This is a genomic window from Massilia genomosp. 1 (genome assembly GCF_011682185.1).
In the GTDB taxonomy this organism is placed as follows: Bacteria; Pseudomonadota; Gammaproteobacteria; order Burkholderiales; family Burkholderiaceae_D; genus Telluria_A; species Telluria_A rubra.
This window is the reverse complement of the sequence record NZ_WHJF01000116.1, coordinates 1-20,030: the sequence shown is the minus strand read 5'-3', so window position 1 is coordinate 20,030 and position 20,030 is coordinate 1. Positions and strand designations below refer to the sequence as shown.

Sequence of the window (20,030 nt, the reverse complement as noted above, 5' to 3'; positions counted from 1 at the left end):
TCGACTTGCATGTGTAAGGCATGCCGCCAGCGTTCAATCTGAGCCAGGATCAAACTCTTCAGTTCAATCTCTGTTTAATGTCCTTGCGGACAGATCGCTCACTCAAAATACTGACAGGCCACTTCTTTCGAAGCGCCTAATTTCTTTTTTGTGAACATTTGATAATTTAAGTATTCAACGTCGCCTGCGCTTCGTTGGCACCTTCATCAAACGCCCACACTTATCGACTGTTAATTGTTAAAGAACGTATTCGGTATTTTCATCTTGCCGCATGGTACGAAGCGTTGTGTTCGTTGCAGCAGAGAGGTGAGATTATGCAGCGTTTCGCGTTTCCCGTCAACCTCTTTTTGTTACTTCGTTTCTTTCGAAACGCCCCAGGACTGTCTGCCAACTACTTGATTTCGCTAGCGCTTCAGCGGGGAGGCGAACTATAGCAAAGCGGCGGCGTTTGCACAAGCCACCGCCTCCACATTACTTGGGTTTGTAGGTGATCAGCGGCATGGCCACGTCCGCGTTATTGACGACGTCGTTGCCGCCACCGGACAGATCGATAGTTGCCTTGTCGCACCAGCGCACCTGTCCGGCAGGCCCTTGGGCCAGGACCTCGGTCATGGCTTCGTGAATCTTGGCCGCTACCTCATTTTGCAATGCGGTGCGCCTGGCGGGGGCCATGTCGGCCATCGCACGCCGCTGCTTCTCAATAAAGCTGCTGTTGCGTTGCGTCCAGCCATTGGCTGCGGTGACGAACTTCTTGCTCTGCGCTGTCGCCTTCGAGCACACGGGCTCGAACTTGGCGGCCACTTCCGACATGAGCGACACCACCAGGACCGCATGCTGGAGTTCGGGCGAAGGGACCCCGGCGGCCGAGATGCCATTGCCCGCCCCCTCGGCGCCCACACCTTTCGGCGCCGGCCCTATCTTGGGCAGGGGCGGCGGCGGACCTTCCACCGGACGCAGCACGGAGCCCTTCATCACGCTGACCTTGAGCTTCTCGCCATTTTGCGGGCGGTCGGAAAACGTGACTTTCCCATCCGGACCGACGGTCTTGTACAGCTGCTGCGCGGATGCGGCGCAGCAGAGCAGGGCGGCGGCGATGACAAAAATGGGCTGTAATCTATTCATGTGACAAAAAATGGCGCAACACTCCACGCGATGGAGATCGATTCATATACTAACGTAGCATTGGGGCGAAATGCGTAAACATATTTCTTGTACGCACGATTCTGGACGAGAACACAACAGCTTGGCACTTCAACTCCAGACAGATGCAAGATTTATGCCTGTTAATGTTACGGAGTAGCAACGTCAAGCTGGAGCGCGCCGATGCCAGTCCCGCGCGCAGGTAGAATGTCAGCTTTTGCCGAACCCGCGCCCGCCATGACCATCCTGCTCTCTACCCTGAACGCCCGCTACGCCCACGCATCGCTGGGGCTGCGCTATCTGCTGGCAAACATGGGGCCGCTGCAGGAGCAAACCAGCCTGCTCGAATTCGTGATCGGGGCCAAGACCACCGAAATCGTCGAGCGCTTGCTGGCGCAGTCGCCGCGCATCATCGGTTTCGGCATCTATATATGGAATGTCGAGGAAAGCACCAGGGTCGTCGCCATGCTCAAGCGCGTTGCGCCCCAGGTCACCATTGTGCTGGGCGGACCGGAAGTGTCGCACGAACCGGGCGAGCAGGACATCGTGCGCATGGCGGACTACCTGGTGACCGGCTGGGGCGACGTCACCTTCCCCAAGCTGTGCGGCGAGATCCTGCACGGCCCCAAGCCGCTGATGAAGATCCACGCCGGCGTGCAGCCGCCGATGGCCGACATCGCCATGCCCTACTCCTTATATACAGATAACGACATCGCCAACCGCACGCTGTATGTGGAAGCCTCGCGCGGCTGCCCCTTCAAGTGCGAGTTCTGCCTGTCGGCGCTGGACAAGACCGCCTGGCCCTTCGGCCTGGATACCTTTTTGGGCGAGCTCGAAACGCTGCATGCGCGCGGCGCGCGCCTGTTCAAGTTTGTCGACCGCACCTTCAACCTCAATATCAAGACCAGCCTGAAGATCATGCAGTTCTTCCTCGACAAACTCGAAGCGAACCCGGACGACCCGGTCTACGCCCACTTCGAGCTGGTGCCCGACCACCTGCCGGACGCCCTGAAAGAAGGCATCCGCAAGTTCCCGCCCGGCGCGCTGCAGTTCGAGATCGGCATCCAGAGCTTCAATCCGGCGGTGCAGGCGCTGGTAAGCCGGCGCCAGGACAACGCCAAGGCCGCCGAGAATATCCGCTGGCTGTGCGAGCAATCGCACGCCCACCTGCACGTCGACCTGATCGCCGGCCTGCCGGGCGAAGACATGGACAGCTTCGCGCGCGGCTTCGACCAACTGGTCGCGCTCAAACCGCACGAGATCCAGTTCGGCATCCTCAAGCGCCTGCGCGGCACGCCGATCATCCGCCATACCGAAGAACACGGCCTGGTGTTCGATCCCTACCCGCCGTACACCATCCTGGCCACCAGACTGATCGACTTCCAGACCATGCAGCGCCTGGTGCGCTTTGCGCGCTACTGGGACCTGGTGGCCAACTCGGGACGCTTCGCGCACACCCTGGTCCATGTGCTGGGCAGGTCCCCGTTCGCCAATTTCATGGCCTTCTCGGACTGGATCTACGCCAAAACCGACGCCACCCACCGCATCGCGCTCGAACGCCTGGCCAAACTGGTCACCGAATGGCTCGAGACGCGCGGCATGCCCCGTGCCGACGCCGAAGCGCTGGTCGGCAGCGATTACGCCGGCCGCGTCGATGCGCCGGCCGAGAAAGCCAGGCCGGTGGCGAGCGTGCCGCAACGCCAGGCACGCCACCTGGCGGCATAAGCGGGCCGCCTGAGCGTCCAGGCGGCGCGGCGTGCATACAGCGGCGATGTAAACAAACGATTACACGCGCCGCGCCGGCCCGCGCACGAACTCTTATAGCGGTCGCGGCGATTCTCTTTTACACTGGCGCAATGCAGATTGAAAATGCGCCAACTTTAACCCTAAAACCGCCTGATGCAGGCTCGCCCCAATCGGTCGTCGCCAACGGGACCTGGCAGGTCCACGCGCTGGCCCAGTGCGGCGCGATCAAGACCATCAACGCCACCCTGGTCTCGCTCAAGGACAAGCCGGCGCTGGTATGGGACCTGAGCCAGATCGTCCGCCTCGACCATATCGGCGCCCAGATGTTCTGGAACGCCTGGGGCAAGAAACGCCCCGACCAGCTGCAACTGGCCGAAAAACAGGAAGAACTGTTCAAGCGCATCGAAGAAGCGGGCAAGCTGCAACTGCCGCGCACCCGCGAGAGCCGCTTCAACTGGGTGATGACCCTGGGCGCCGGCATGCTCAACTTCTTCGAGCATACGCAAGGCTTCATCCGCCTGATCGGCCAGGTGGTGCAGGATATCGGCCGCTTCATCCGCCATCCGATGACCGGCCCGTGGCGCGAAGTATCGGCCAATATTTTCCACTCGGGTTTCCAGGCGCTCGGCATCACCGCGCTGGTCGGCTTCTTGATCGGCGTGGTGCTGTCCTACCTGTCGGCCCAGCAGCTGCGCATGTTCGGCGGCGATATGTACCTGGTCAACATCCTCGGCATGAGCGTGATCCGCGAACTGGGGCCGCTGCTGGCCGCCATCCTGGTGGCGGGCCGCTCCGGCTCCTCGATCACCGCGCAGCTCGGGGTGATGCGGGTGACCGAGGAACTCGACGCCATGCTGGTCATGGGCATCTCGCACGGCTACCGCCTGATCATGCCGAAGGTGGTCGCGCTGGCGATCTCGATGCCTCTGCTGGTGGTGTGGACCGACGCCATGTCCCTGATCGGCGGCATGGCCTCGGCCAAGGTCGAACTGAACCTGTCGGCGCGCTACTTCCTGCAAAAGCTGCCGGACGCGGTGCCGCTGTCGAACTACATCATCGGCCTGCTCAAAGGGACCACGTTCGGCATGCTGATCGCGCTGGTATCGTGCCACTTCGGCCTGCGCATCAAGCCGAATACCGAAAGCCTCGGGCGCGGCACCACCACCTCGGTCGTGACCGCGATCACGGTGGTGATCCTGGCCGATGCGGTGTTTGCCATAATTTTCAGCGGAGTCGGTTTCTGATGGACGAACAAACAGCGCCGCTCAAACGCCAGCACCTGAACATGCGCCCCGACGAGGAAGTCGGCCCGCCGGTGGTCCAGATCACCAAGCTGTGGACCAAGTTCGGACGCACCGTGGTGCATCAGGACCTCAATCTCGATATTTACCAGGGCGAGATCTTGTCGATCGTGGGCGGCTCGGGCACCGGCAAGACGGTCCTGCTGCGCCAGATGCTGGGCCTTGAAAGGCCCACGAAAGGCTGCGTGCGCGTGTTCGGCGAAGACATCAGCGAGGCCGACGCCGACCAGTTGCAGCGCATGCGCAACCACTGGGGCATGCTGTTCCAGCAGGGCGCGCTGTACTCGGCGCTGACCGTGTTCGACAACATCGCCCAACCGCTGCGCGAGCTGCGCGCCCTGCCCGAAGACGTGATTTACGACGCCGTGCTCCTCAAAATGAACATGGTGGGCCTGGGCATCGAGCACGCCAAGAAAATGCCGTCGGACCTGTCGGGCGGCATGATCAAGCGCGCCTCGCTGGCGCGCGCGCTGGCGCTCGAACCGCAACTGCTGTTCCTCGACGAACCCACCGCGGGGCTCGACCCCGACCTGTCGGACGCCTTTGTCGCCCTGATTCAATCGCTGCACCGCGAACTGGGCCTGACCGTGGTCATGGTCACGCACGACCTGGACACCTTGTTCGCGCTGTCGACCCGGATCGCGGTGCTGGCCGAAAAACACGTGATCGCGATCGGACCGACGCGCGACGTGCTGAAAGTGGAGCATCCCTTCATCAAACAATTCTTCCTGGGTGCGCGCGGCCAGCGCGCCCTCGAAGTGCTCGACGACTACGACGCCGAGCACGCACCGGAGCACTAGTATATGGAAAACAGATCACACGCCCTGATGACAGGTATGTTCACGATTGCGCTGCTGGTGGCCACGGTCCTGGCGGGCATCTGGTTCAACCGCGACCGGGTCGAACGCGTGCCCTACCAGATCGCCACCACCCAGTCGATCCCGGGCCTGAACCCGCAGGCGGCGGTGCGCTACCGCGGCCTGGAAGTGGGCAAGGTCGACGACATCAGCTTCGACACCAAAACCGCCGGCCAGATCCTGATCCGCCTGTCGATCGACCCGGAAGCGCCGATCACCCGCACCACGTTCGCCACCCTGGGCTACCAGGGCGTGACCGGGATCGCCTTCATCCAGCTCGATGACGAAAAAACCGGTTCGCCCCTGATGGCCAGCAATGACAAGGCCCTGGCGCGCATTCCGCTGCGTCCGGGCCTGCTCGACCAGCTCGAAAAACGCGGCCTGGTGATCCTCGACAAAGCCGAGGAACTGACCTCCCGCCTCGACGCCATGGCCTCGCCCGAGAACCAGAAGGTCATCCTGGACGCCTTTGCCGATGTGAGCAAGGCGGCCAATGCCTACGCCGCCATCCCGGCCAAGCTGGAACCGACCCTGGCGCGCCTGCCGCAACTGACCGCCAGGGCCGAGCAGAGCTTCGCCGCGTTCGACACCTTCAGCAATAACGCCAGCACCATGACGCGCAGCTACACCAAGCTGGCCGACGACCTGCAAGCGCCGAATGGCGCCATTGCGCGCCTGAACAGCACCGTGGACCGGGTCGGCGGCTCGCTCGAAGCGGTCACCACCGATCTCGACATGCAAACCCTGCCGCACTTCGTGCTCATGACCGACGAAGCGCGCACTTCGCTGCGCGCCGTGCGGCGCACCATGAATTCGCTCAACGACCGTCCGCAAAGCTTGCTGTTCGGCGCCGCGCCGCCGACCCCGGGCCCAGGCGAACCGGGTTTTACCGCACCGACCAAATGAGGACCACCGTGCATCCTATCCCGACCCACACCCCGACCCCGCGTACCACCCTGCGCCGCCTGCTGCTGGCCGCAGGCGCCGGCGGCGCCCTGCTGCTGGCCGGCTGCGCCAGCGAAAAGCCGGCCCAGAACACTACCTTCGATTTCGGACCTGCCGCCAGCGTCGCCGCGCCCGCGCGCGCGCCGATGGCCGCCGTGGTGGTGGGCGACGTCACCGGCTCGGCCGCCCTCGACAGCGAACGCATGGTCTACCGCCTGAACTACAGCGACCCGCTGCAGGCACGCGCCTACGCCAACAGCCGCTGGTCCGCCACGCCGCTGCAGATGGTCACGCAGCGCCTGAAATCGCGCATCGCGCAGTCGGGCGTCAAGGTATTGAGCGTGAGCGACGCTTCCGACGGCGTGCCGATCCTGCGCCTGGAAATCGACGACTTCAGCCACCACTTCGACAGCCAGGCCAGCAGCCACGGACAACTGGTGCTGCGCGCCTCGCTGTTCCAGGGGCATAAACTGATCGACCAGAAAACCTTCGAGCGCAAGACGCCCGCCACCAGCGCCGATGCCGGCGGTGGCGCGCGCGCGCTGGCCGGCGCCACCGACACGGTCGCCTCCGACGTCATCGCGTGGCTCGCCACGCTGCCGCTCAAAAAAGAATGACCGCGCCGGACGCGCCAGGGCCAGCTCCCGCAACAGCGCCGCCCACGGCCGCCGCGCGCGGCTCGCCCGTCTCGCGCGCCGCGCTGCTGGCCTACATGCTGCTGATCGTGTACGCCAGCTGGTTTCCGTTTTCGGGCTGGCGCGGCAGCGGCCTGTCGCCCTTCATTTTCCTGACCCTGTCGATGCCGCAGTACTGGACCGGCTTCGACGTGATGGTCAACATCATCGGCTACATCCCGCTCGGCACCCTGCTGGTGCTGGCCATGTACCCGCGCGTGCGCGGCGTCTGGGCGGTGCTACTGGCCGCCGTGCTGGGGGTGCTGGTGTCGGGCGCGATGGAAGCGGTGCAAACCTACCTGCCCAGCCGCGTGCCATCGAGCCTGGACTTCATCACCAATGCGGCCGGCGCACTGATGGGCGCCATCATCGGCGCGCTGGGCGCGCGCTCTTTCCTGGACCAGAGCCGCCTGTACAAGCTGCGCCAGCGCTGGTTCGCCGCGCACGCCAGCCAGGGCCTGGTGCTGCTGGCCCTGTGGCCGCTGGCGCAGGTCTACCCGCTCGGCTATATGTTCGGGCACGGCCAGCTGCTGCCGATTTTTTCGGAATGGCTGTCGGCCTGGCTCGATACCGACATCGACCTGGTGACGATGCTGCGTCCCGGCGCCGCCATGAGCGTGGAACAATACTGGCTGTCGGAAACCATCATCACCGCCTGCGGCATGACCGGCGCCGTCCTGACCATGCTGTGCCTGCTGCGGCGCGGCGCCCCGCGCCTGTTCCTGATCGGCGCCATGCTCGGCGCGGCCCTGCTGACCAAGACCCTGGCCAGTTCCCTGCTGTTCAAGCCCGACAATGCGCTGGCCTGGATCACGCCCGGCGCCCAGGGCGGCTTTTTGATCGGCCTGATCATGCTGGCGGGCCTGGCGTTCGCCCCCGCAAAAGCGCAGCGCCGGCTGGCGGTGGTGACCCTCGTGCTCAGCCTGCTGGTGGTGAACACGATCCCGGTCAACCCCTACTTTAGTGCCACCCTGCAAGGCTGGGTCCAGGGTAAGTTTCTGAACTTCAATGGCGCAGCGCAATTCCTGTCCTTGCTATGGCCGTTTTTTGCAATCTGGTTCCTGCTGCTGCCCTCGCATAAACTCAATCGGCGCGAAGAACGCGTATCATTGCGCCAGCCAACACAGAATCGGGAACCACCATGAGCGATACCCCCTACTTCGAGCAGCACGTCTTTATCTGCATGAACGTGCGCGAGGATGGACGCCAGTGCTGCGGCAAGCTTGGCGCCGAAATTGCGCAAAAGCACGCCAAGCGCCGCATGAAGGAGCTGGGCCTGAACGGGCACGGCAAAGTGCGCATCAACCAGGCCGGCTGCCTCGACCGTTGCGACGAAGGCCCGGTGCTGGTGGTCTATCCGCAAGGCACCTGGTACACCTACGTCGACACCAGCGACATCGATGAGATCATCGACTCCCACCTGGTTGGCGGCAAAGTCGTCGACCGCCTCAAAATCTGACGCCTTCCTTTCGACTACCTCGCTACATGAACACTGCCACGCATAATTTGCTGAACAAGAACGCCGAAAAATTTACCCTGGCCGGCGGCGCCGGGCCGATGGAATGCCTGCTCGACCTGCCCCCGGGCGCGCCGCGCGGCATCGCCCTGGTGGCCCATCCGCACCCGCTGTACGGCGGCACCATGGACAACAAGGTGGCCCAGACCCTGGCGCGCACGTTTGTCGCGCTCGGCTACGCGGTGGCGCGTTTCAACTTCCGCGGCGTCGGCGCCTCGGGCGGCGTGCATGATGACGGCGTCGGCGAAACCGACGACATGGCCCTGATGCTGGCGCACATGCAAGCGCAGTATCCGGGCTTGCCGGTGGCGCTGTCGGGTTTTTCGTTCGGCACCTTTGTCCAGGCCCAGTTGCAGCAGCGTTTGCTTGCCGAAGGCCGCCCGGCCGAGCGCCTGGTGCTGGTCGGCAGCGCCGCCGGCAAATGGCCGATGCCCGACGTGCCGGCCGACACCATCCTGATCCACGGCGAAGTCGACGACACCATTACATTAACGCAGGTGCTGGACTGGGCGCGACCGCAAGACATTCCGGTCATCGTCATTCCCGGCGCCGACCATTTCTTCCACCGCAAGCTGGCCCACATCAAGACACTGGTGGTCCAACTGTGGCGGCGTGAGGGTGAAACCCCGCTATAGCCACTATAATTGGGCGCCTTTTTTTGCACCACCTTTTTTGAGTACTGATTCCCATGAGAAAACTTATTGCCGCACTGGCTGCCAGTGTCCTGGCGCTATCGACCGCCGTTGCGCAAACCATGCCGCCGCCGACCGTGGCAGCGCGCTCCTGGCTGCTGCTCGACGCCACCAGCGGGCAAGTCATCGCCTCGCAAGACCCTAACGCCCGCATCGAACCGGCCTCGCTGACCAAGATCATGACGGCCTACCTGACCTTTGCCGCGCTCAAGGAAAAGAAGCTGACCCTGAACCAGATGATCAATGTCTCGGTCAAGGCCTGGAAGGTCGATTCGAGCAGTTCCAAGATGTTCATCGACCCGGCGGTGCCGGTCTCGGTCGACGACCTGCTGCACGGCTTGATGGTGCAGTCCGGTAACGACGCCGCCGTGGCCCTGGCCGAAGCGGTGGCTGGCGACGAAAGCGCGTTTGTATTCCTGATGAACCGTGAAGCCCAGCGCATGGGCCTGAAAGACACGCGCTTCGCCAACCCGCACGGCTTGCCGCACCCCGACAATTTCTCGACCGCGCACGACCTGTCGGTGCTGGCCGCGCGCGTGATCGCCGACTACCCCGAGTACTACAAGATCGACTCGGTCAAAAGCTTCACCTACAACAAGATCACCCAGCCGAACCGCAACCGCCTGTTGTGGCTCGACCCGACGGTCGACGGCATGAAGACCGGCCACACCGAAGCGGCCGGCTTTTGCATGATCGCCTCGGCGCGCCGTCCCAACGGCAGCGGCCAGCGCCGCCTGATTTCGGTCGTGCTCGGCACCAATTCGGACCAGGCCCGTACCCAGGAAAGCCAGAAGTTGCTCAACTGGGGCTTCCAGAACTTCGAGACGGTCAAGCTGTACGCCAAGGGCCAGGCGATCCAGACGCCGGAAGTGTGGAAGGGCTCGGCCAATTCGGTCAAGATCGGTTTTAACAGCGACGTGCTGGTGACGGTGCCGAAAGGTGTGGCGGGCAAGATGAAGCCTGTCCTCGAGCGCAACGACCCGCTGGTGGCCCCGCTGCCGCTCAACAGCAAAGTCGGCACCCTGAAGATGATGGTCGATGGCAAGCCGGTGCTGGAACTGCCGGTGGTGGCGCTGGAAGAAGTGCCGCAAGCGTCGATCTTCGGCCGCGCCTGGGACTCGATGCGCCTCTGGCTCAAATAAGCCGCAATAGTTGCAAAATCTGCTTGCCTGAAACCGGGGTCAGAGCTTTAACTAGCAATTAATTGCGGAACCGACAGAAGGTCCGATGTAAACAGAGAAATGCTACGTCAGTAGCAGCACTCAGTGCGTCGGGTCACCTAAAACGTCGTGATAAGCAGACAAAATCGCTGTGAGCAATATTTTTGTTGCTAGTTAATGCTCTGACCCCGGTTGAGGGAATGTCTTTTAAGAAAGAAACCGATGACCGCAGCCCTGCCCGCCGACCTGTTTTGCCCGCGCGTGAGCACCCGTCTCCATGGCCCCGCGCTCTCGCGCATCGTGGCCGGGATGTGGCGCATGGGCGAATGGGGCATGTCGGCCGAGCAGCGCGTGGCCTTCATCGAGCAGTGCGTCGCGCTCGGCGTCACCAGCTTCGACCATGCCGATATCTACGGCAACTACGGCGTCGAAGGCTTGTTCGGCGACGCGCTGCGCCTGCAACCGTCGCTGCGCGACCGCATCGAACTGATCAGCAAGTGCGGGATCAAGCTGCTTTCCCCGCAACGCCCTCAACATTCAATCGGGCATTACGACACCAGCGCCGCCCATATCGTGGCCTCGGTCGAGCAATCGCTGCGCCAGTTGCACACCGACCGCCTCGACCTGCTGCTGATCCACCGTCCCGATCCCTTGATGGAGTTCGACGAGATCGCCGCCGCCTTTAACAGCCTGCGCCAGGCCGGCAAGGTCTTGCACTTCGGCGTGTCGAATTTTTCGCGTCACCAGTTCGAGTCGCTCAACCGCCGCATCGAACTGGCCACCAACCAGGTCGAGTTCTCGCCCCTGCACACCACGCCGATGTTCGACGAGACCTTCGACGGCCTGCAAGACGTAGGCGTGGTGCCGATGATCTGGTCGCCGCTGGCGGGCGGGCGCCTGTTCGCCAGCAGCGACGACCATGCCGACCGCCTGCGCCTGGTGATCAAGGGGATCGCCGATGAACTCAATCAACCGTTCGCCAGCGTGGTGTTCGCATGGATCATGCAGTTGCCATGCCGCCCCGTGCCGCTGACCGGCAGCGGCCGCATCGAAGCGATCGCGGTGGCCGTGGCCGGCACCCGCTTCACGCTCGGCCGCAACGACTGGTTCACCATCCTGCGCGCCGCGCGCGGCCACGACGTGGCGTAGCCACCGCACGCAACAGGGAGCAGCGCATGCCGGAGATCGTCGAGAGCAGCGCCCTGAGCGCCTTGCAAAAGAAGGAGTTGCTGCACCGCCTGGCGCGCATCGAGGGCCAGTTGCGCGGGGTGCAGAAGTTGATCGCGCAGGCGGCCACGGCGGCCGATTGCGACGCCGTGGCCCAGCAAATGGCGGCGGCGCGCAAGGCGCTCGACCGCTCGTTCGTCCAGTTGCTCACCAATACCATGCAGACCCAGAGCGCCAACGCGACCAGCCTGGCCGACGCGCAAGCGAGCGCCAGCAAGCTGGCCGCCATGCTCGACAAGTTTGCTTAGGTATCGCTGGCGTCATCCTCGTACACGGCCGGCGCCGGCACGCCGCGCCAGCCCAGTTGCCATGCGATATTGAGCAGCAGGGTAAAGCTGATGTACAGCACGAAAAACAGCACGAAGAAGCGCGTTTGCAGCCAGGCCAGCAGGGCCAGGCCGACCCCGATGACGACCCACAGCCCCATGCTTTTCGGCTGCTTGGAACTGGGGAAACGCACCGTCGAGACCATCAGCGTGCCCACCCCCACCATCAGGGCCATCACCAGATAGCCCTGCACGACAGTGGTCAGCGGCGCCGGCCAGGCCACCACGACGGCGGCCACGCAGGCGGCGCCGGCGGTGATCGGCATGCCGACGAAGTAGCGCGGGTCGGTGCGCCCCACATTCACGTTGAAACGGGCCAGGCGCAGCGCGCCGCAGGCGACGAACACGAAGCAGGCCAGGCCGCCGGCGCGCAGCAGGGTCGGATGGTCCACGCCCAGTTGCACGAAGCCGTAGCAGTACAGCAGCATGGCCGGGGCGCAGCCGAAGTTCATGACGTCGGCGATCGAGTCGAGCTGCATGCCGAATTCGGACGAGGTATTGGTGGCGCGCGCCACAAAACCGTCGAGCGCGTCGAACACGCCGGCCAGCACCAGCAAAATGGCCGACATGCGGTAATCGGCGGCCAGGCCGACGTGGGCGTTGTCAACCGACATGACGATGCTGCCGAAGCCGCACGCGATCGATAGCAGCGTGACAAAGCTCGGCAGGGCAAACTTGGCGCGCGCGAGGCGCTGCTGGCGGGTGGGTTTCAAGTGGTTTCGCAATCGCATCAGGAATAGTGTTGGTATTTTACAGCGTCATCCTGTCTGCGCCAGATCAATCCCGGGCAAACAAACCTCACCGATTTTCAAATTCCCCTAGAATCAATTTTTAGCGGTTTTTTCTGCACGGAGAACTCGGGATGAACGGATTTCAACGCTCACACATGGCTGCGGCGCTGTCATGCGCGCTGTTGCTGTCCGCCTGCGGCGGCGATGGCGAGAGCAACAAGGGCACGCCGACCCAGAGCAGCGCCTCGACCGCGCTGGCCCAGTTGCCGGGCGCGCCGCCGGCGACCAACAACACCGCCATCGACGGCCTGAACTGGATCAATTTTCGCCGCACCCAGATCGGCATGCCGGCGCTGGCGCACAACGCGAGTATCGACCGCGCCGCCCAGGGCCATTCCGACTATCAAAAGATCAATAACAAGGTCACCCACGACCAGGCCAGCGGCGCCCCCGGTTTCACCGGCGCGCAACTGAGCGACCGCCTGAGCGGCGCCGGCTATCTGTTCGCGCCGGCCGAACGGGCCTATGGCGAGGTCATCTCGGCGACCTCGAACGCGTCCGGCTTTTACATGGCGGAAGAATTGATTACGGCCATCTATCACCGTTTCGTGATGTTCGAGCCCAAGTTCAAGGAAATCGGCACCGGCGCGGCGGCCAACGCGAGCGGCTATATCTACTTTACAAGCAACTTTACCGCCAATAATGGCTTCGGCCCGGGCATGGGACGCGGCAATATCGCCACCTGGCCCAGCGATGGCCAGACCGGCATCACGCCGAATTTTTTCAGCAACTATGAAGAACCGGACCCGGTCGAGAACCTGAACGAAGTGGGCTACCCGATCAGCGTGCATGCCGACCTCGACGCCACCCTGACGGTGCAAAGTTTTACCGTGCGCCCGCGCGGCGGGGCGCTGCTCAACGTCAAGTTGCTCAAGCTCGGGGTGGACAGCCACACGCCCAAGTCGGCGGCGGCGATCATTCCGCTGACCGTGCTGGCCGCGCGCACCGTGTACGAGGTGAGTTTTTCGGGCGCCATCGACGACGTGCCCATCACGAAAACCTGGTCTTTTACCAGCAAATAGGGCGCGATCGCCGCAGTTTGCCGGCCCAAGTCTGCTATCGTTTGGTTTCACGTTAATGAACGCAAGCCCGTCCATGCCACCAAGAGAGAAGCCGCCCGTCCCCGTCGCATTGCGTGCCGATAGCGCCGCGCGCGAGGTCATCGACATGGCCGACGGCATCGACCGCATCATGGGCAACCGCGCCCTGTATGCGCGCATGCTCAAGCGCTTTCGCAGCGATTACGCGCTCGGTGCGGTGCCGATCGGGGCCGCGCTGGCCGATGGCGATACCATCCTGGCGCACCGCCTGGCGCATACCCTCAAAGGCGCCGCCGGCCTGATCGGCGCGCGCCGCCTGCACCAGCAGGCCAGCACGCTGGAACTGGCGATCCGCACCAATCCACCGGCGCAGCAGGCCGCGCTGGCGGCGCTGGTCGATCCCTTCTACCAGGTCTTGCACCTGCTCGACCAGGTACTGGCGGGCGGGGCGCCGGACGGTGTGGCGACGGAGGTGCCGCAGCGCACCCTGATGCAGGACCCGGCCCTGCTGGCGCGGCTGGTGCAATTGCTGATCGACGCCGACGGCGCGGCGGTCGACCTGCTGGAAGAGTCGGGGGCGAGCCTGCGCGTGATCCTGGGCGAGGCCAGGCTGGCGCAGCTCACAAAGGCGGTGAACGACTTCGATTTCGACGGCGCCTTGCGTGCGCTAAGGCAAACGGCGACGTAAGTCAGCGCGTGTATTCGGCTTCCTCGTCGAAGGCGTCGGCGCAGGTCTTGCCGCAGAAGCGCTTGACGCTGTCGAGCGGCTTTTCGCAATACCAGCACGAGCCCTTCGGCGGCAAGGCCTGGCGCGCTCGCACCGGGGCCGACTGCGCCTCGGACTGGCGCTCGCCCCCCGCGTCCTTTTCCGGAAAATCATCCTCTATCGTTCCCACAAGTCACCCCCAAAATGGCAGTACAGCGAATTCTCAAGGCAAGATTACTTTAGCGGAATACTTTGGACATGAGAATTCGCAAGTCCTGGGGCATTCAGTGACATGGTCACGATTAATCCCAAGTTTGCACGCAATATGCGGCTGCCGCAATCAAGGGAAAACACGCTTTCGTTGCGACGCAACAACCACGGAGATACCCGACAGTGCGTAAAAACGAGGCAGCAAAGTACACAGCGCCCGCGCCGGCGCTGCGGGAGGGCAGACGCACGGCGGGACCGGACTTACTTGACCGGTTCGACCGTGACAATCAGGGAAGATGGCGTGGTGTGTATGCGCGTCGGCACGAATTGCACGCCGGCATAGCGCAAATCCTCGGGGCGGAAGTTGTAGACGGCCACGTCGGCGACGACCTTGTTCATCAGCACATTGGCGGCGGCGGCGAGTTGGCGCTGGCGCGCGTCGTCGATGCCGTCGATGGCGAAGCGGTCCACGCGCGGCTCGGCCATCAGCACGGCGTTGCGCGCCGCATCGATGTACGGGCGGCCGGACAGGGCCAGGCTGCCGCGCCAGGACTGGCGTGTGAACGGGGACGACAGCGCCGCGTCGAGGGTGACGCCGACGCGGCCGTTGCCGGCTGCCAGCGACAGCTGGGGGCGCTTGAGCTCGATGTCGATGACTTCGAGCGCCCGGTTGCTGATCGGGAAGCGCCGGTCCATGCCGGCTTGCAGTTTAGTCAGCGGCAATTCGATCTGGCGCGGGCCGATCACGCTGGCGCAGGAGGCCAGCAAAACGCCGGCCAGCGCCAGCGGCGCGCAGGTGCGGAGGAGGTTTTTCATGGGGGAAGGCTAGCATAATTCGGGCGCGGCGGCCGCCGGGATGGAGGCTTGGGAGACGGGCCGTCCCGGCGCCGGCGCCACCAGCGCCGCCTCCCCCGCCCCGCCTAGCAGCCGCACCCTTGCGCCCTGGCCAGCAGCAAGGCCCGCTCACGCAGGTTGTTGGTCAGCGCCGCAGCCTGCTCGAACTCGGCGCGCGCCTCGTCCATCCGCCCCAAACGCGACAGCAAATCGCCGCGCACGCTGGGCAGCAAGTGATAGTTGCGCAGCGCGTCGGCGGCGATCAGCGCATCGACCAGCTCCAGCCCCAGCGCCGGCCCATACGCCATCCCGATCACCACCGCGCGGTTGAGTTCGACCACCGGCGATGGCATCAGTTGTGCCAGCGCATCGTAGAGCGCGGCGATGCGCTGCCAGTCGGTCTGCTCGGGCGTCAAGGCGCGCGCGTGGCAAGCGGCAATTGCCGCCTGCAGCGCGTACGGGCCGTACTCGCCCAACTGCCCGGCCCGCGCCAACGCGGCCAGCCCGCGCCGGATCAGCAACTGGTCCCAGCGGCCGCGGTCCTGCTCGAGCAGCAGGACCGGCTCGCCCTGCGCCCCGAGCCGGGCGCGCGCGCGCGAGGACTGGATTTCCATCAGCGCCACCAGGCCATGCACCTCCGCTTCATCGGGCAACAGGCCGGCCAGGATGCGCCCCAGCCGCAAGGCCTCGTCGCACAGCGTGGGCCGCATCCAGTCGCCGCCGGCGCTGGCCGAATAGCCCTCGTTGTAGATCAGGTAGATCACTTGCAGCACCGAGGCCAGGCGCGCCACCAGCTGGTCGGCGCGCGGCACGGCGAACGGGACCTTCGCTTCGGCCAGCGTGCGCTTGGCGCGCACGATGCGCTGCGCCACCGTCGCTTCGGACACCAGGAACGCATGGGCGATTTCCTCGGTGGTGAGCCCGCCCAGCAAGCGCAAGGTGAGCGCCACGCGCGCCTCGGTCGAGAGCACCGGATGGCAGGAAATGAACATCAGCCGCAGCAGGTCGTCGCCGATGTCGTCTTCCAGGGCGGCGTCGAGGTCGGGCGCGGCATCTTGCAGCAGGGTTTCGATCGCGTAGGTCAGCTCGGATTGCTTGTTGCGCTGCAAGGTGGCGTGGCGCACATGGTCGAGTGCGCGGTTTTTGGCGACCGTCATCAGCCAGGCGGCGGGATTGTCGGGAATGCCGGCCTCGGGCCAGCGTTCGAGCGCGCTGACCAGGGCATCGTGCGCCAGTTCCTCGGCCAGGCCGACATTGCGCAGCATGCGCGCCAGCGCGCCGATGATGCGCGCCGACTCGATGCGCCAGACGCCTTCGATGACGCGCGCGGCCGCCTGCCTTGGCTCTGCCTCGGGCGTTTCCTTGGCCGGCATCGCCTAGCGCGGCGGCGGCGCGCCCACCCCGGCGTCGCTCTGGTGGGCGGACAGGCGCTGCCCGGCAGGCGTGACGGCGTCGGCGGCGCCGATCTCGGCCAGCTGGCGGATTTCCACCTCGACCGGCGGGCCGACCGGATACGGATTGCGCGTGGCCCAGGCGATGGCGTCTTGCAGCGTGGGCGCGCGGATCAACCAGTAGCCGGCGATCATTTCCTTGATTTCGGTGAAGGGGCCGTCCACCACCGTGAGCTTGCCGGAGGCCAGCCTGACCCGCGCCCCGAAAGCGCTCGAGCGCAGTCCGTCCGCCCCGAGCAGCACGCCGGCGCGCGCTTCGGCCGCGTTGTGCTGGTCCAGCGCGTCGAGCCGGGCGCGGGCGACCGGTGTTTCGTTTTCCAGCTCCTTGCTTGAGCGTAGCAGGATCGCGAAGCGCTGGCCCGGCACAGCGTGGCCCGGCACATCGGGCTCGCTGTCGGCGTGGACATTGGCGCAACCACCGGGACAGCCACTCAGGCGCACCTCGACCTCGGCGGCGCCGGCGGCGCCCGCCGGCCAGCGCGCCGCCCACGCCAGTGCCTCGTCCCTGGATGCGACATCGATGACGGCGAAGCCGGCGATCAGTTCTTGTGAGTCGGGAAACGGGCCGGCGGCCTGGGTGGCGCGTCCGTCGGCAATGGCCAGGCGCACGCCGCCGGCGCTGGGCAGGAAATGTTGGCAGTCGCGCAGGATGCCGGCCTCGGCCATCTGGCCGGTGTAGGCGGCGAGGGCCGCGCGCTCGCCGGCGGACCAGGGCTGGCCGGCTTCGTGAGCCGGGTCGGATCGCCGCAAGAGCATGAAACGCATGGTGTTCTCCAGGTTGGGCGCAGCGCGCCGCCAGGGCGCCTGCAACGCCGTTCCCGCACCGGGCTGGCCGGACGGGAACGGCGTGGATTTACATCTGCGCGCGCAAACGTGCTTCTTGCTCGCGCAACGCCGGCGTGAATTCGGCGCCGAAATCATCGGCTTCAAACACTTGCCGGATCTCGATCTCGGAATCGCTTTCCATCGGATTCGGACATCGCTTGACCCACTCGATCGCTTCTTCCTTCGACTTTACCTGAATCAGCCAGAAGCCGGCAATGAGCTCCCTGGTGCCGGCAAAGGGACCGTCCACCACGGTGCGCTGCTTGCCGGAGAAATGGACGCGCGCGCCGCGCGAACTCGGATGCAGGCCTTCGCCGGCGAGCATCACGCCGGCCTTGACCAGCTCGTCGTTGAATTTGCCCATTTCGGTCAACAACTGTTCGCTGGGCATCTTCCCGGCTTCGGACTCGGGACTGGCCTTGACGATGATCATGAATCGCATGGCGGGCCTCCTCTCAGGCGCCGGGGTTGCCGCAGCTCTTGGCCGCGCCCGCCTGCATTTCTTCCATGCTCATGTCGCGCACATGGTGGGCGATCGACCAGCTGTGGCCGTACGGGTCCTTGACCATGCCGTAGCGGTCGCCCCAGAACATGTCGGCCGGCGGCATGACGGCGGTGGCGCCGGCGTCGACGGCGCGCTGGAAGGCGGCATCGGCATCCTGCACGTACAGGTGCAGGGTGACCGGCGAGCCCTTGAGGGTGAGCGGGCCGAGGGCGCCCCATTCCGGGGTTTCTTCGCCCAGCATGATGGCGGAGTCGCCGATGCGGATCATGCCGTGGATCAGCTTGCCGTTGGGTGCCAGCATCTTGCCGCAATCGGTGGCGCCGAAGGCCTTGACGTAAAAATCGATGGCGGACACGGCGTCGGCGCAGACGAGATGGGGGGTGACGGCGTGCATGTCCGAGGGAATCCGTTCGACAGCGGGTGTGCTCATGGTGATGTCTCCTGTACGTTAAAAGATTAGTCAGTCAAAGCTTGGTTAAGTTCCGTGCGCCAGGTGGCGGGATCGGGGCCGAGACCGGCACGCCGATCTCGACGTCGAAGCGCTCGGGCTGCATGCGAAAGTGGTGCGCGTAGACGCGTCCGGCGGGGCCGATACCCTGGGCGGCGACGGTGGCCAGCACGTCGGCCATGCCGGGACCCATGACGTGGACGATCTCGGCGCGTGGAATGTCGAAGCGAATGACGGCCGCCCGCACCGGGTCGGTGCGGGTGATGAACGGCGTGTCGAGCATAGCGTTTCTCCTTGACGAGTGGGTTGCTACTACGACGACGTTGCAGCCGCCGTGAAATCGACAGCTTGTGGATGGTTTTTTTAGCTGATTTAGCGGCTTGTTACCAGGACGCCGGATCGATCACGCCGATCGCGCGGAAAGCGGGCTTGCAGAACAGGTAGCCCTGCATCAGGTCAACGCCGGCAGCGCGCAAAAAGTCGCGCTCGGCCGGGGTTTCGATACCTTCGGCCAGTACCGCGATCTTCAGGCTGGCGCAGATGCCCACGATGCCGGCCACGATGGCTTGCTTGGCCGGGCTTGTGTCGATATCGCGCACCAGTTGCATGTCGATCTTGATGATATCGGGCTGGAATTCGGACAGCAAGTTCAAACCGGCGTAACCGGCGCCGAAGTCGTCGATGGCGGTGCGGAAACCGAAGCGGCGGTACTCTTCGAAAATATTGACCAGGTGCGGCCGGTCCATCACCTGTTCGCTTTCGGTCACCTCGAAGATAATCCGCTCGATCGGAAAGCCATATTCGCGCGCGGCATTGAACGTGCTGCGGATGCAGGCTTCGGGCCGGTACACGGCATTCGGCAGGAAGTTAATCGACAGCAGTTCGGTAATGCCCAATTCGGCCGCGCCGCGAATGGCGCGCACGCGGCAAGCCTGGTCGAACATGTAGCGGTTACTGTCGTTTACCTTGGACAGCACCGAATACGCCGATTCGCCATTCGGCCCGCGCACCAGCGCCTCGTGCGCGTAAATGGCGCGCTCGTACACATTCACGATCGGCTGGTAGGCGTATTCAAAATCGAAACCGAGTTCGTCGTTGTTCCGGCATTGGACGCAGGCCGGAACCGGCTTGATGTGGGCATCGTCGGCGGGGCAAATGGGGATCATCGGGCGGCCAGTTCTGAAAATGCGGCGAATGAATCACTATAGCAAATGAACAGCGGCACGGGTGGCCCGCTTCGCACAGGTTAAAATACGTTTCCGCACGGCCACATTTTTGGAGTATATCTTCATGAGCAAGAACGGCCTGTTCCAGGCGCTGATTGGCATTCTATTGTTTGCAGCAGGCATCGCACCGGCGGCGCCCCATGACCTCGCCAGCTACAAGCGTGCCAGCGATCAGTTTTTGACATCCGCCCCTCCCTAAAGGAAGGGGATTCCTACGGCGCCGCGTGATGATCTACGGGTCGCTTCGGTGGGTTCCTGCTTCATCGAGCGGCCTGACTGCGCTGACTCTCCACAGGCTAAGACGCGATGTCCTCGCGCTAAAACATTCATCGCGCCGACCACATCGGCGTGATTTTCGTAGCCACAATCGACGCACAGAAACGACGCCTGAGTCTGCCGATTGTCTTTTG

The 20,030-nt window shown here is 64.3% G+C and carries 24 protein-coding genes, 1 rRNA gene and 1 pseudogene; 14 read left to right on the top strand and 12 right to left on the bottom strand.

From position 1 onward, the window contains the following. Both F1735_RS28505 and F1735_RS28500 read right to left on the bottom strand, forming a co-directional pair. Positions 1-65 (bottom strand): 16S ribosomal RNA (locus tag F1735_RS28505); the annotation flags it as partial. 406 nt (positions 66-471) lie between these two features. Further along, entirely contained in the window at positions 472-1,122 is a 651-nt protein-coding gene (locus F1735_RS28500; RefSeq protein WP_167240068.1) for a DUF4124 domain-containing protein, read from the bottom strand. A 255-nt stretch (positions 1,123-1,377) separates the two neighbouring features. Here F1735_RS28500 and F1735_RS28495 point away from each other — a divergent pair, with 255 nt between their 5' ends. From F1735_RS28495 to F1735_RS28445, 11 genes are all read left to right on the top strand, one after another. Further along, on the top strand, positions 1,378-2,865 hold the full coding sequence (locus F1735_RS28495) for a B12-binding domain-containing radical SAM protein (protein ID WP_167240072.1): 1,488 nt from the start codon (positions 1,378-1,380) through the stop codon (positions 2,863-2,865). A 131-nt stretch (positions 2,866-2,996) separates the two neighbouring features. Next, positions 2,997-4,130 carry an MlaE family ABC transporter permease gene (locus F1735_RS28490; RefSeq protein WP_187364383.1) on the top strand — a complete coding sequence of 378 codons (1,134 nt, stop codon included), beginning with the start codon at positions 2,997-2,999 and terminating at the stop codon, positions 4,128-4,130. 41 nt (positions 4,131-4,171) lie between these two features. Next, the gene (locus F1735_RS28485) at positions 4,172-4,987 is read left to right on the top strand and encodes an ABC transporter ATP-binding protein (protein WP_229506014.1); all 816 of its coding nucleotides are present in this window, start codon (positions 4,172-4,174) and stop codon (positions 4,985-4,987) included. Positions 4,988-4,990: 3 nt separating this feature from the next. Continuing rightward, entirely contained in the window at positions 4,991-5,950 is a 960-nt protein-coding gene (locus tag F1735_RS28480) for an MlaD family protein (protein ID WP_167240066.1), read from the top strand. Positions 5,951-5,958: 8 nt separating this feature from the next. After that, positions 5,959-6,606, top strand: a complete 648-nt coding sequence (locus F1735_RS28475) for an ABC-type transport auxiliary lipoprotein family protein (protein ID WP_373888595.1) — start codon at positions 5,959-5,961, stop codon at positions 6,604-6,606. After that, positions 6,603-7,808: a VanZ family protein gene (locus tag F1735_RS28470; RefSeq protein WP_167240064.1), complete on the top strand. Its 1,206-nt coding sequence runs from the start codon at positions 6,603-6,605 to the stop codon at positions 7,806-7,808. Before F1735_RS28475 ends, F1735_RS28470 begins: the two co-directional genes overlap by 4 nt. Further along, a complete protein-coding gene (locus F1735_RS28465) occupies positions 7,805-8,122 on the top strand; it encodes a (2Fe-2S) ferredoxin domain-containing protein (RefSeq protein ID WP_054265111.1) in 318 nt (105 codons plus the stop codon). The genes F1735_RS28470 and F1735_RS28465 overlap by 4 nt, the downstream gene beginning before the upstream one ends. Before the next feature lie 26 nt (positions 8,123-8,148). Then, positions 8,149-8,814 (top strand): alpha/beta hydrolase, encoded by a 666-nt coding sequence (locus F1735_RS28460; protein ID WP_373888594.1) that lies wholly within the window; start codon positions 8,149-8,151, stop codon positions 8,812-8,814. A gap of 53 nt (positions 8,815-8,867) precedes the next feature. After that, positions 8,868-10,013, top strand: a complete 1,146-nt coding sequence (locus tag F1735_RS28455; RefSeq protein ID WP_167240063.1) for a D-alanyl-D-alanine carboxypeptidase family protein — start codon at positions 8,868-8,870, stop codon at positions 10,011-10,013. A 240-nt stretch (positions 10,014-10,253) separates the two neighbouring features. Continuing rightward, complete coding sequence (locus F1735_RS28450) at positions 10,254-11,180, top strand: aldo/keto reductase (RefSeq protein WP_167240062.1); 927 nt, start codon at positions 10,254-10,256, stop codon at positions 11,178-11,180. A 26-nt stretch (positions 11,181-11,206) separates the two neighbouring features. Beyond that, the gene (locus F1735_RS28445; RefSeq protein ID WP_167240061.1) at positions 11,207-11,506 is read left to right on the top strand and encodes a metal-sensitive transcriptional regulator; all 300 of its coding nucleotides are present in this window, start codon (positions 11,207-11,209) and stop codon (positions 11,504-11,506) included. On the opposite strand, the gene pssA is transcribed toward F1735_RS28445, so the two are convergent. Next, positions 11,503-12,297, bottom strand: a complete 795-nt coding sequence (gene pssA, locus F1735_RS28440; RefSeq protein WP_229506012.1) for a CDP-diacylglycerol--serine O-phosphatidyltransferase — start codon at positions 12,295-12,297, stop codon at positions 11,503-11,505. The genes F1735_RS28445 and pssA overlap by 4 nt on opposite strands. Before the next feature lie 149 nt (positions 12,298-12,446). On the opposite strand from pssA, the gene F1735_RS28435 reads away from it, so the two are divergent. Continuing rightward, positions 12,447-13,397, top strand: a complete 951-nt coding sequence (locus F1735_RS28435) for a CAP domain-containing protein (protein WP_167240059.1) — start codon at positions 12,447-12,449, stop codon at positions 13,395-13,397. Positions 13,398-13,470: 73 nt separating this feature from the next. Further along, positions 13,471-14,103: an Hpt domain-containing protein gene (locus F1735_RS28430; protein ID WP_167240058.1), complete on the top strand. Its 633-nt coding sequence runs from the start codon at positions 13,471-13,473 to the stop codon at positions 14,101-14,103. 1 nt (position 14,104) lies between these two features. On the opposite strand, the gene F1735_RS28425 is transcribed toward F1735_RS28430, so the two are convergent. The 8 genes from F1735_RS28425 to F1735_RS28390 form a co-directional block, all read right to left on the bottom strand. Next, entirely contained in the window at positions 14,105-14,311 is a 207-nt protein-coding gene (locus F1735_RS28425; protein WP_187364384.1) for a hypothetical protein, read from the bottom strand. 281 nt (positions 14,312-14,592) lie between these two features. After that, on the bottom strand, positions 14,593-15,147 hold the full coding sequence (locus F1735_RS28420) for a DUF1439 domain-containing protein (protein WP_167240057.1): 555 nt from the start codon (positions 15,145-15,147) through the stop codon (positions 14,593-14,595). Positions 15,148-15,251: 104 nt separating this feature from the next. Beyond that, positions 15,252-16,538: an RNA polymerase sigma factor gene (locus tag F1735_RS28415; protein WP_167240056.1), complete on the bottom strand. Its 1,287-nt coding sequence runs from the start codon at positions 16,536-16,538 to the stop codon at positions 15,252-15,254. 3 nt (positions 16,539-16,541) lie between these two features. Then, a complete protein-coding gene (locus tag F1735_RS28410) occupies positions 16,542-17,381 on the bottom strand; it encodes a YciI family protein (RefSeq protein WP_167240055.1) in 840 nt (279 codons plus the stop codon). Positions 17,382-17,469: 88 nt separating this feature from the next. Then, positions 17,470-17,883, bottom strand: coding sequence for a YciI family protein (locus F1735_RS28405; protein ID WP_167240054.1), 414 nt, complete (start codon positions 17,881-17,883; stop codon positions 17,470-17,472). 13 nt (positions 17,884-17,896) lie between these two features. Beyond that, positions 17,897-18,376 carry a VOC family protein gene (locus F1735_RS28400; protein WP_167240053.1) on the bottom strand — a complete coding sequence of 160 codons (480 nt, stop codon included), beginning with the start codon at positions 18,374-18,376 and terminating at the stop codon, positions 17,897-17,899. A 34-nt stretch (positions 18,377-18,410) separates the two neighbouring features. Beyond that, the gene (locus F1735_RS28395) at positions 18,411-18,677 is read right to left on the bottom strand and encodes a hypothetical protein (RefSeq protein WP_167240052.1); all 267 of its coding nucleotides are present in this window, start codon (positions 18,675-18,677) and stop codon (positions 18,411-18,413) included. A gap of 100 nt (positions 18,678-18,777) precedes the next feature. Beyond that, entirely contained in the window at positions 18,778-19,560 is a 783-nt protein-coding gene (locus tag F1735_RS28390; RefSeq protein ID WP_167240051.1) for an EAL domain-containing protein, read from the bottom strand. Between the two features lie 124 nt (positions 19,561-19,684). On the opposite strand from F1735_RS28390, the gene F1735_RS37560 reads away from it, so the two are divergent. Continuing rightward, positions 19,685-19,819 (top strand): hypothetical protein, encoded by a 135-nt coding sequence (locus F1735_RS37560; RefSeq protein ID WP_267876706.1) that lies wholly within the window; start codon positions 19,685-19,687, stop codon positions 19,817-19,819. On the opposite strand, the pseudogene F1735_RS28385 reads toward F1735_RS37560, so the two are convergent. Beyond that, a pseudogene (locus tag F1735_RS28385) lies at positions 19,816-20,030 on the bottom strand (zinc ribbon domain-containing protein); the annotation flags it as partial. The gene F1735_RS37560 and the pseudogene F1735_RS28385 sit on opposite strands and share 4 nt — an antisense overlap.

Coding starts and splice junctions, on each gene's coding strand:
- F1735_RS28500 (WP_167240068.1), bottom strand. CDS start 1,122: ATGAATAGATTACAGCCCATTTTTGTCATCGCCGCCGCCCTGCTCTGC.
- F1735_RS28495 (WP_167240072.1), top strand. CDS start 1,378: ATGACCATCCTGCTCTCTACCCTGAACGCCCGCTACGCCCACGCATCG.
- F1735_RS28490 (WP_187364383.1), top strand. CDS start 2,997: ATGCAGATTGAAAATGCGCCAACTTTAACCCTAAAACCGCCTGATGCA.
- F1735_RS28485 (WP_229506014.1), top strand. CDS start 4,172: ATGCGCCCCGACGAGGAAGTCGGCCCGCCGGTGGTCCAGATCACCAAG.
- F1735_RS28480 (WP_167240066.1), top strand. CDS start 4,991: ATGGAAAACAGATCACACGCCCTGATGACAGGTATGTTCACGATTGCG.
- F1735_RS28470 (WP_167240064.1), top strand. CDS start 6,603: ATGACCGCGCCGGACGCGCCAGGGCCAGCTCCCGCAACAGCGCCGCCC.
- F1735_RS28465 (WP_054265111.1), top strand. CDS start 7,805: ATGAGCGATACCCCCTACTTCGAGCAGCACGTCTTTATCTGCATGAAC.
- F1735_RS28460 (WP_373888594.1), top strand. CDS start 8,149: ATGAACACTGCCACGCATAATTTGCTGAACAAGAACGCCGAAAAATTT.
- F1735_RS28455 (WP_167240063.1), top strand. CDS start 8,868: ATGAGAAAACTTATTGCCGCACTGGCTGCCAGTGTCCTGGCGCTATCG.
- F1735_RS28450 (WP_167240062.1), top strand. CDS start 10,254: ATGACCGCAGCCCTGCCCGCCGACCTGTTTTGCCCGCGCGTGAGCACC.
- F1735_RS28445 (WP_167240061.1), top strand. CDS start 11,207: ATGCCGGAGATCGTCGAGAGCAGCGCCCTGAGCGCCTTGCAAAAGAAG.
- F1735_RS28435 (WP_167240059.1), top strand. CDS start 12,447: ATGAACGGATTTCAACGCTCACACATGGCTGCGGCGCTGTCATGCGCG.
- F1735_RS28430 (WP_167240058.1), top strand. CDS start 13,471: ATGCCACCAAGAGAGAAGCCGCCCGTCCCCGTCGCATTGCGTGCCGAT.
- F1735_RS28420 (WP_167240057.1), bottom strand. CDS start 15,147: ATGAAAAACCTCCTCCGCACCTGCGCGCCGCTGGCGCTGGCCGGCGTT.
- F1735_RS28415 (WP_167240056.1), bottom strand. CDS start 16,538: ATGCCGGCCAAGGAAACGCCCGAGGCAGAGCCAAGGCAGGCGGCCGCG.
- F1735_RS28410 (WP_167240055.1), bottom strand. CDS start 17,381: ATGCGTTTCATGCTCTTGCGGCGATCCGACCCGGCTCACGAAGCCGGC.
- F1735_RS28405 (WP_167240054.1), bottom strand. CDS start 17,883: ATGCGATTCATGATCATCGTCAAGGCCAGTCCCGAGTCCGAAGCCGGG.
- F1735_RS28400 (WP_167240053.1), bottom strand. CDS start 18,376: ATGAGCACACCCGCTGTCGAACGGATTCCCTCGGACATGCACGCCGTC.
- F1735_RS28395 (WP_167240052.1), bottom strand. CDS start 18,677: ATGCTCGACACGCCGTTCATCACCCGCACCGACCCGGTGCGGGCGGCC.
- F1735_RS28390 (WP_167240051.1), bottom strand. CDS start 19,560: ATGATCCCCATTTGCCCCGCCGACGATGCCCACATCAAGCCGGTTCCG.
- F1735_RS37560 (WP_267876706.1), top strand. CDS start 19,685: ATGAGCAAGAACGGCCTGTTCCAGGCGCTGATTGGCATTCTATTGTTT.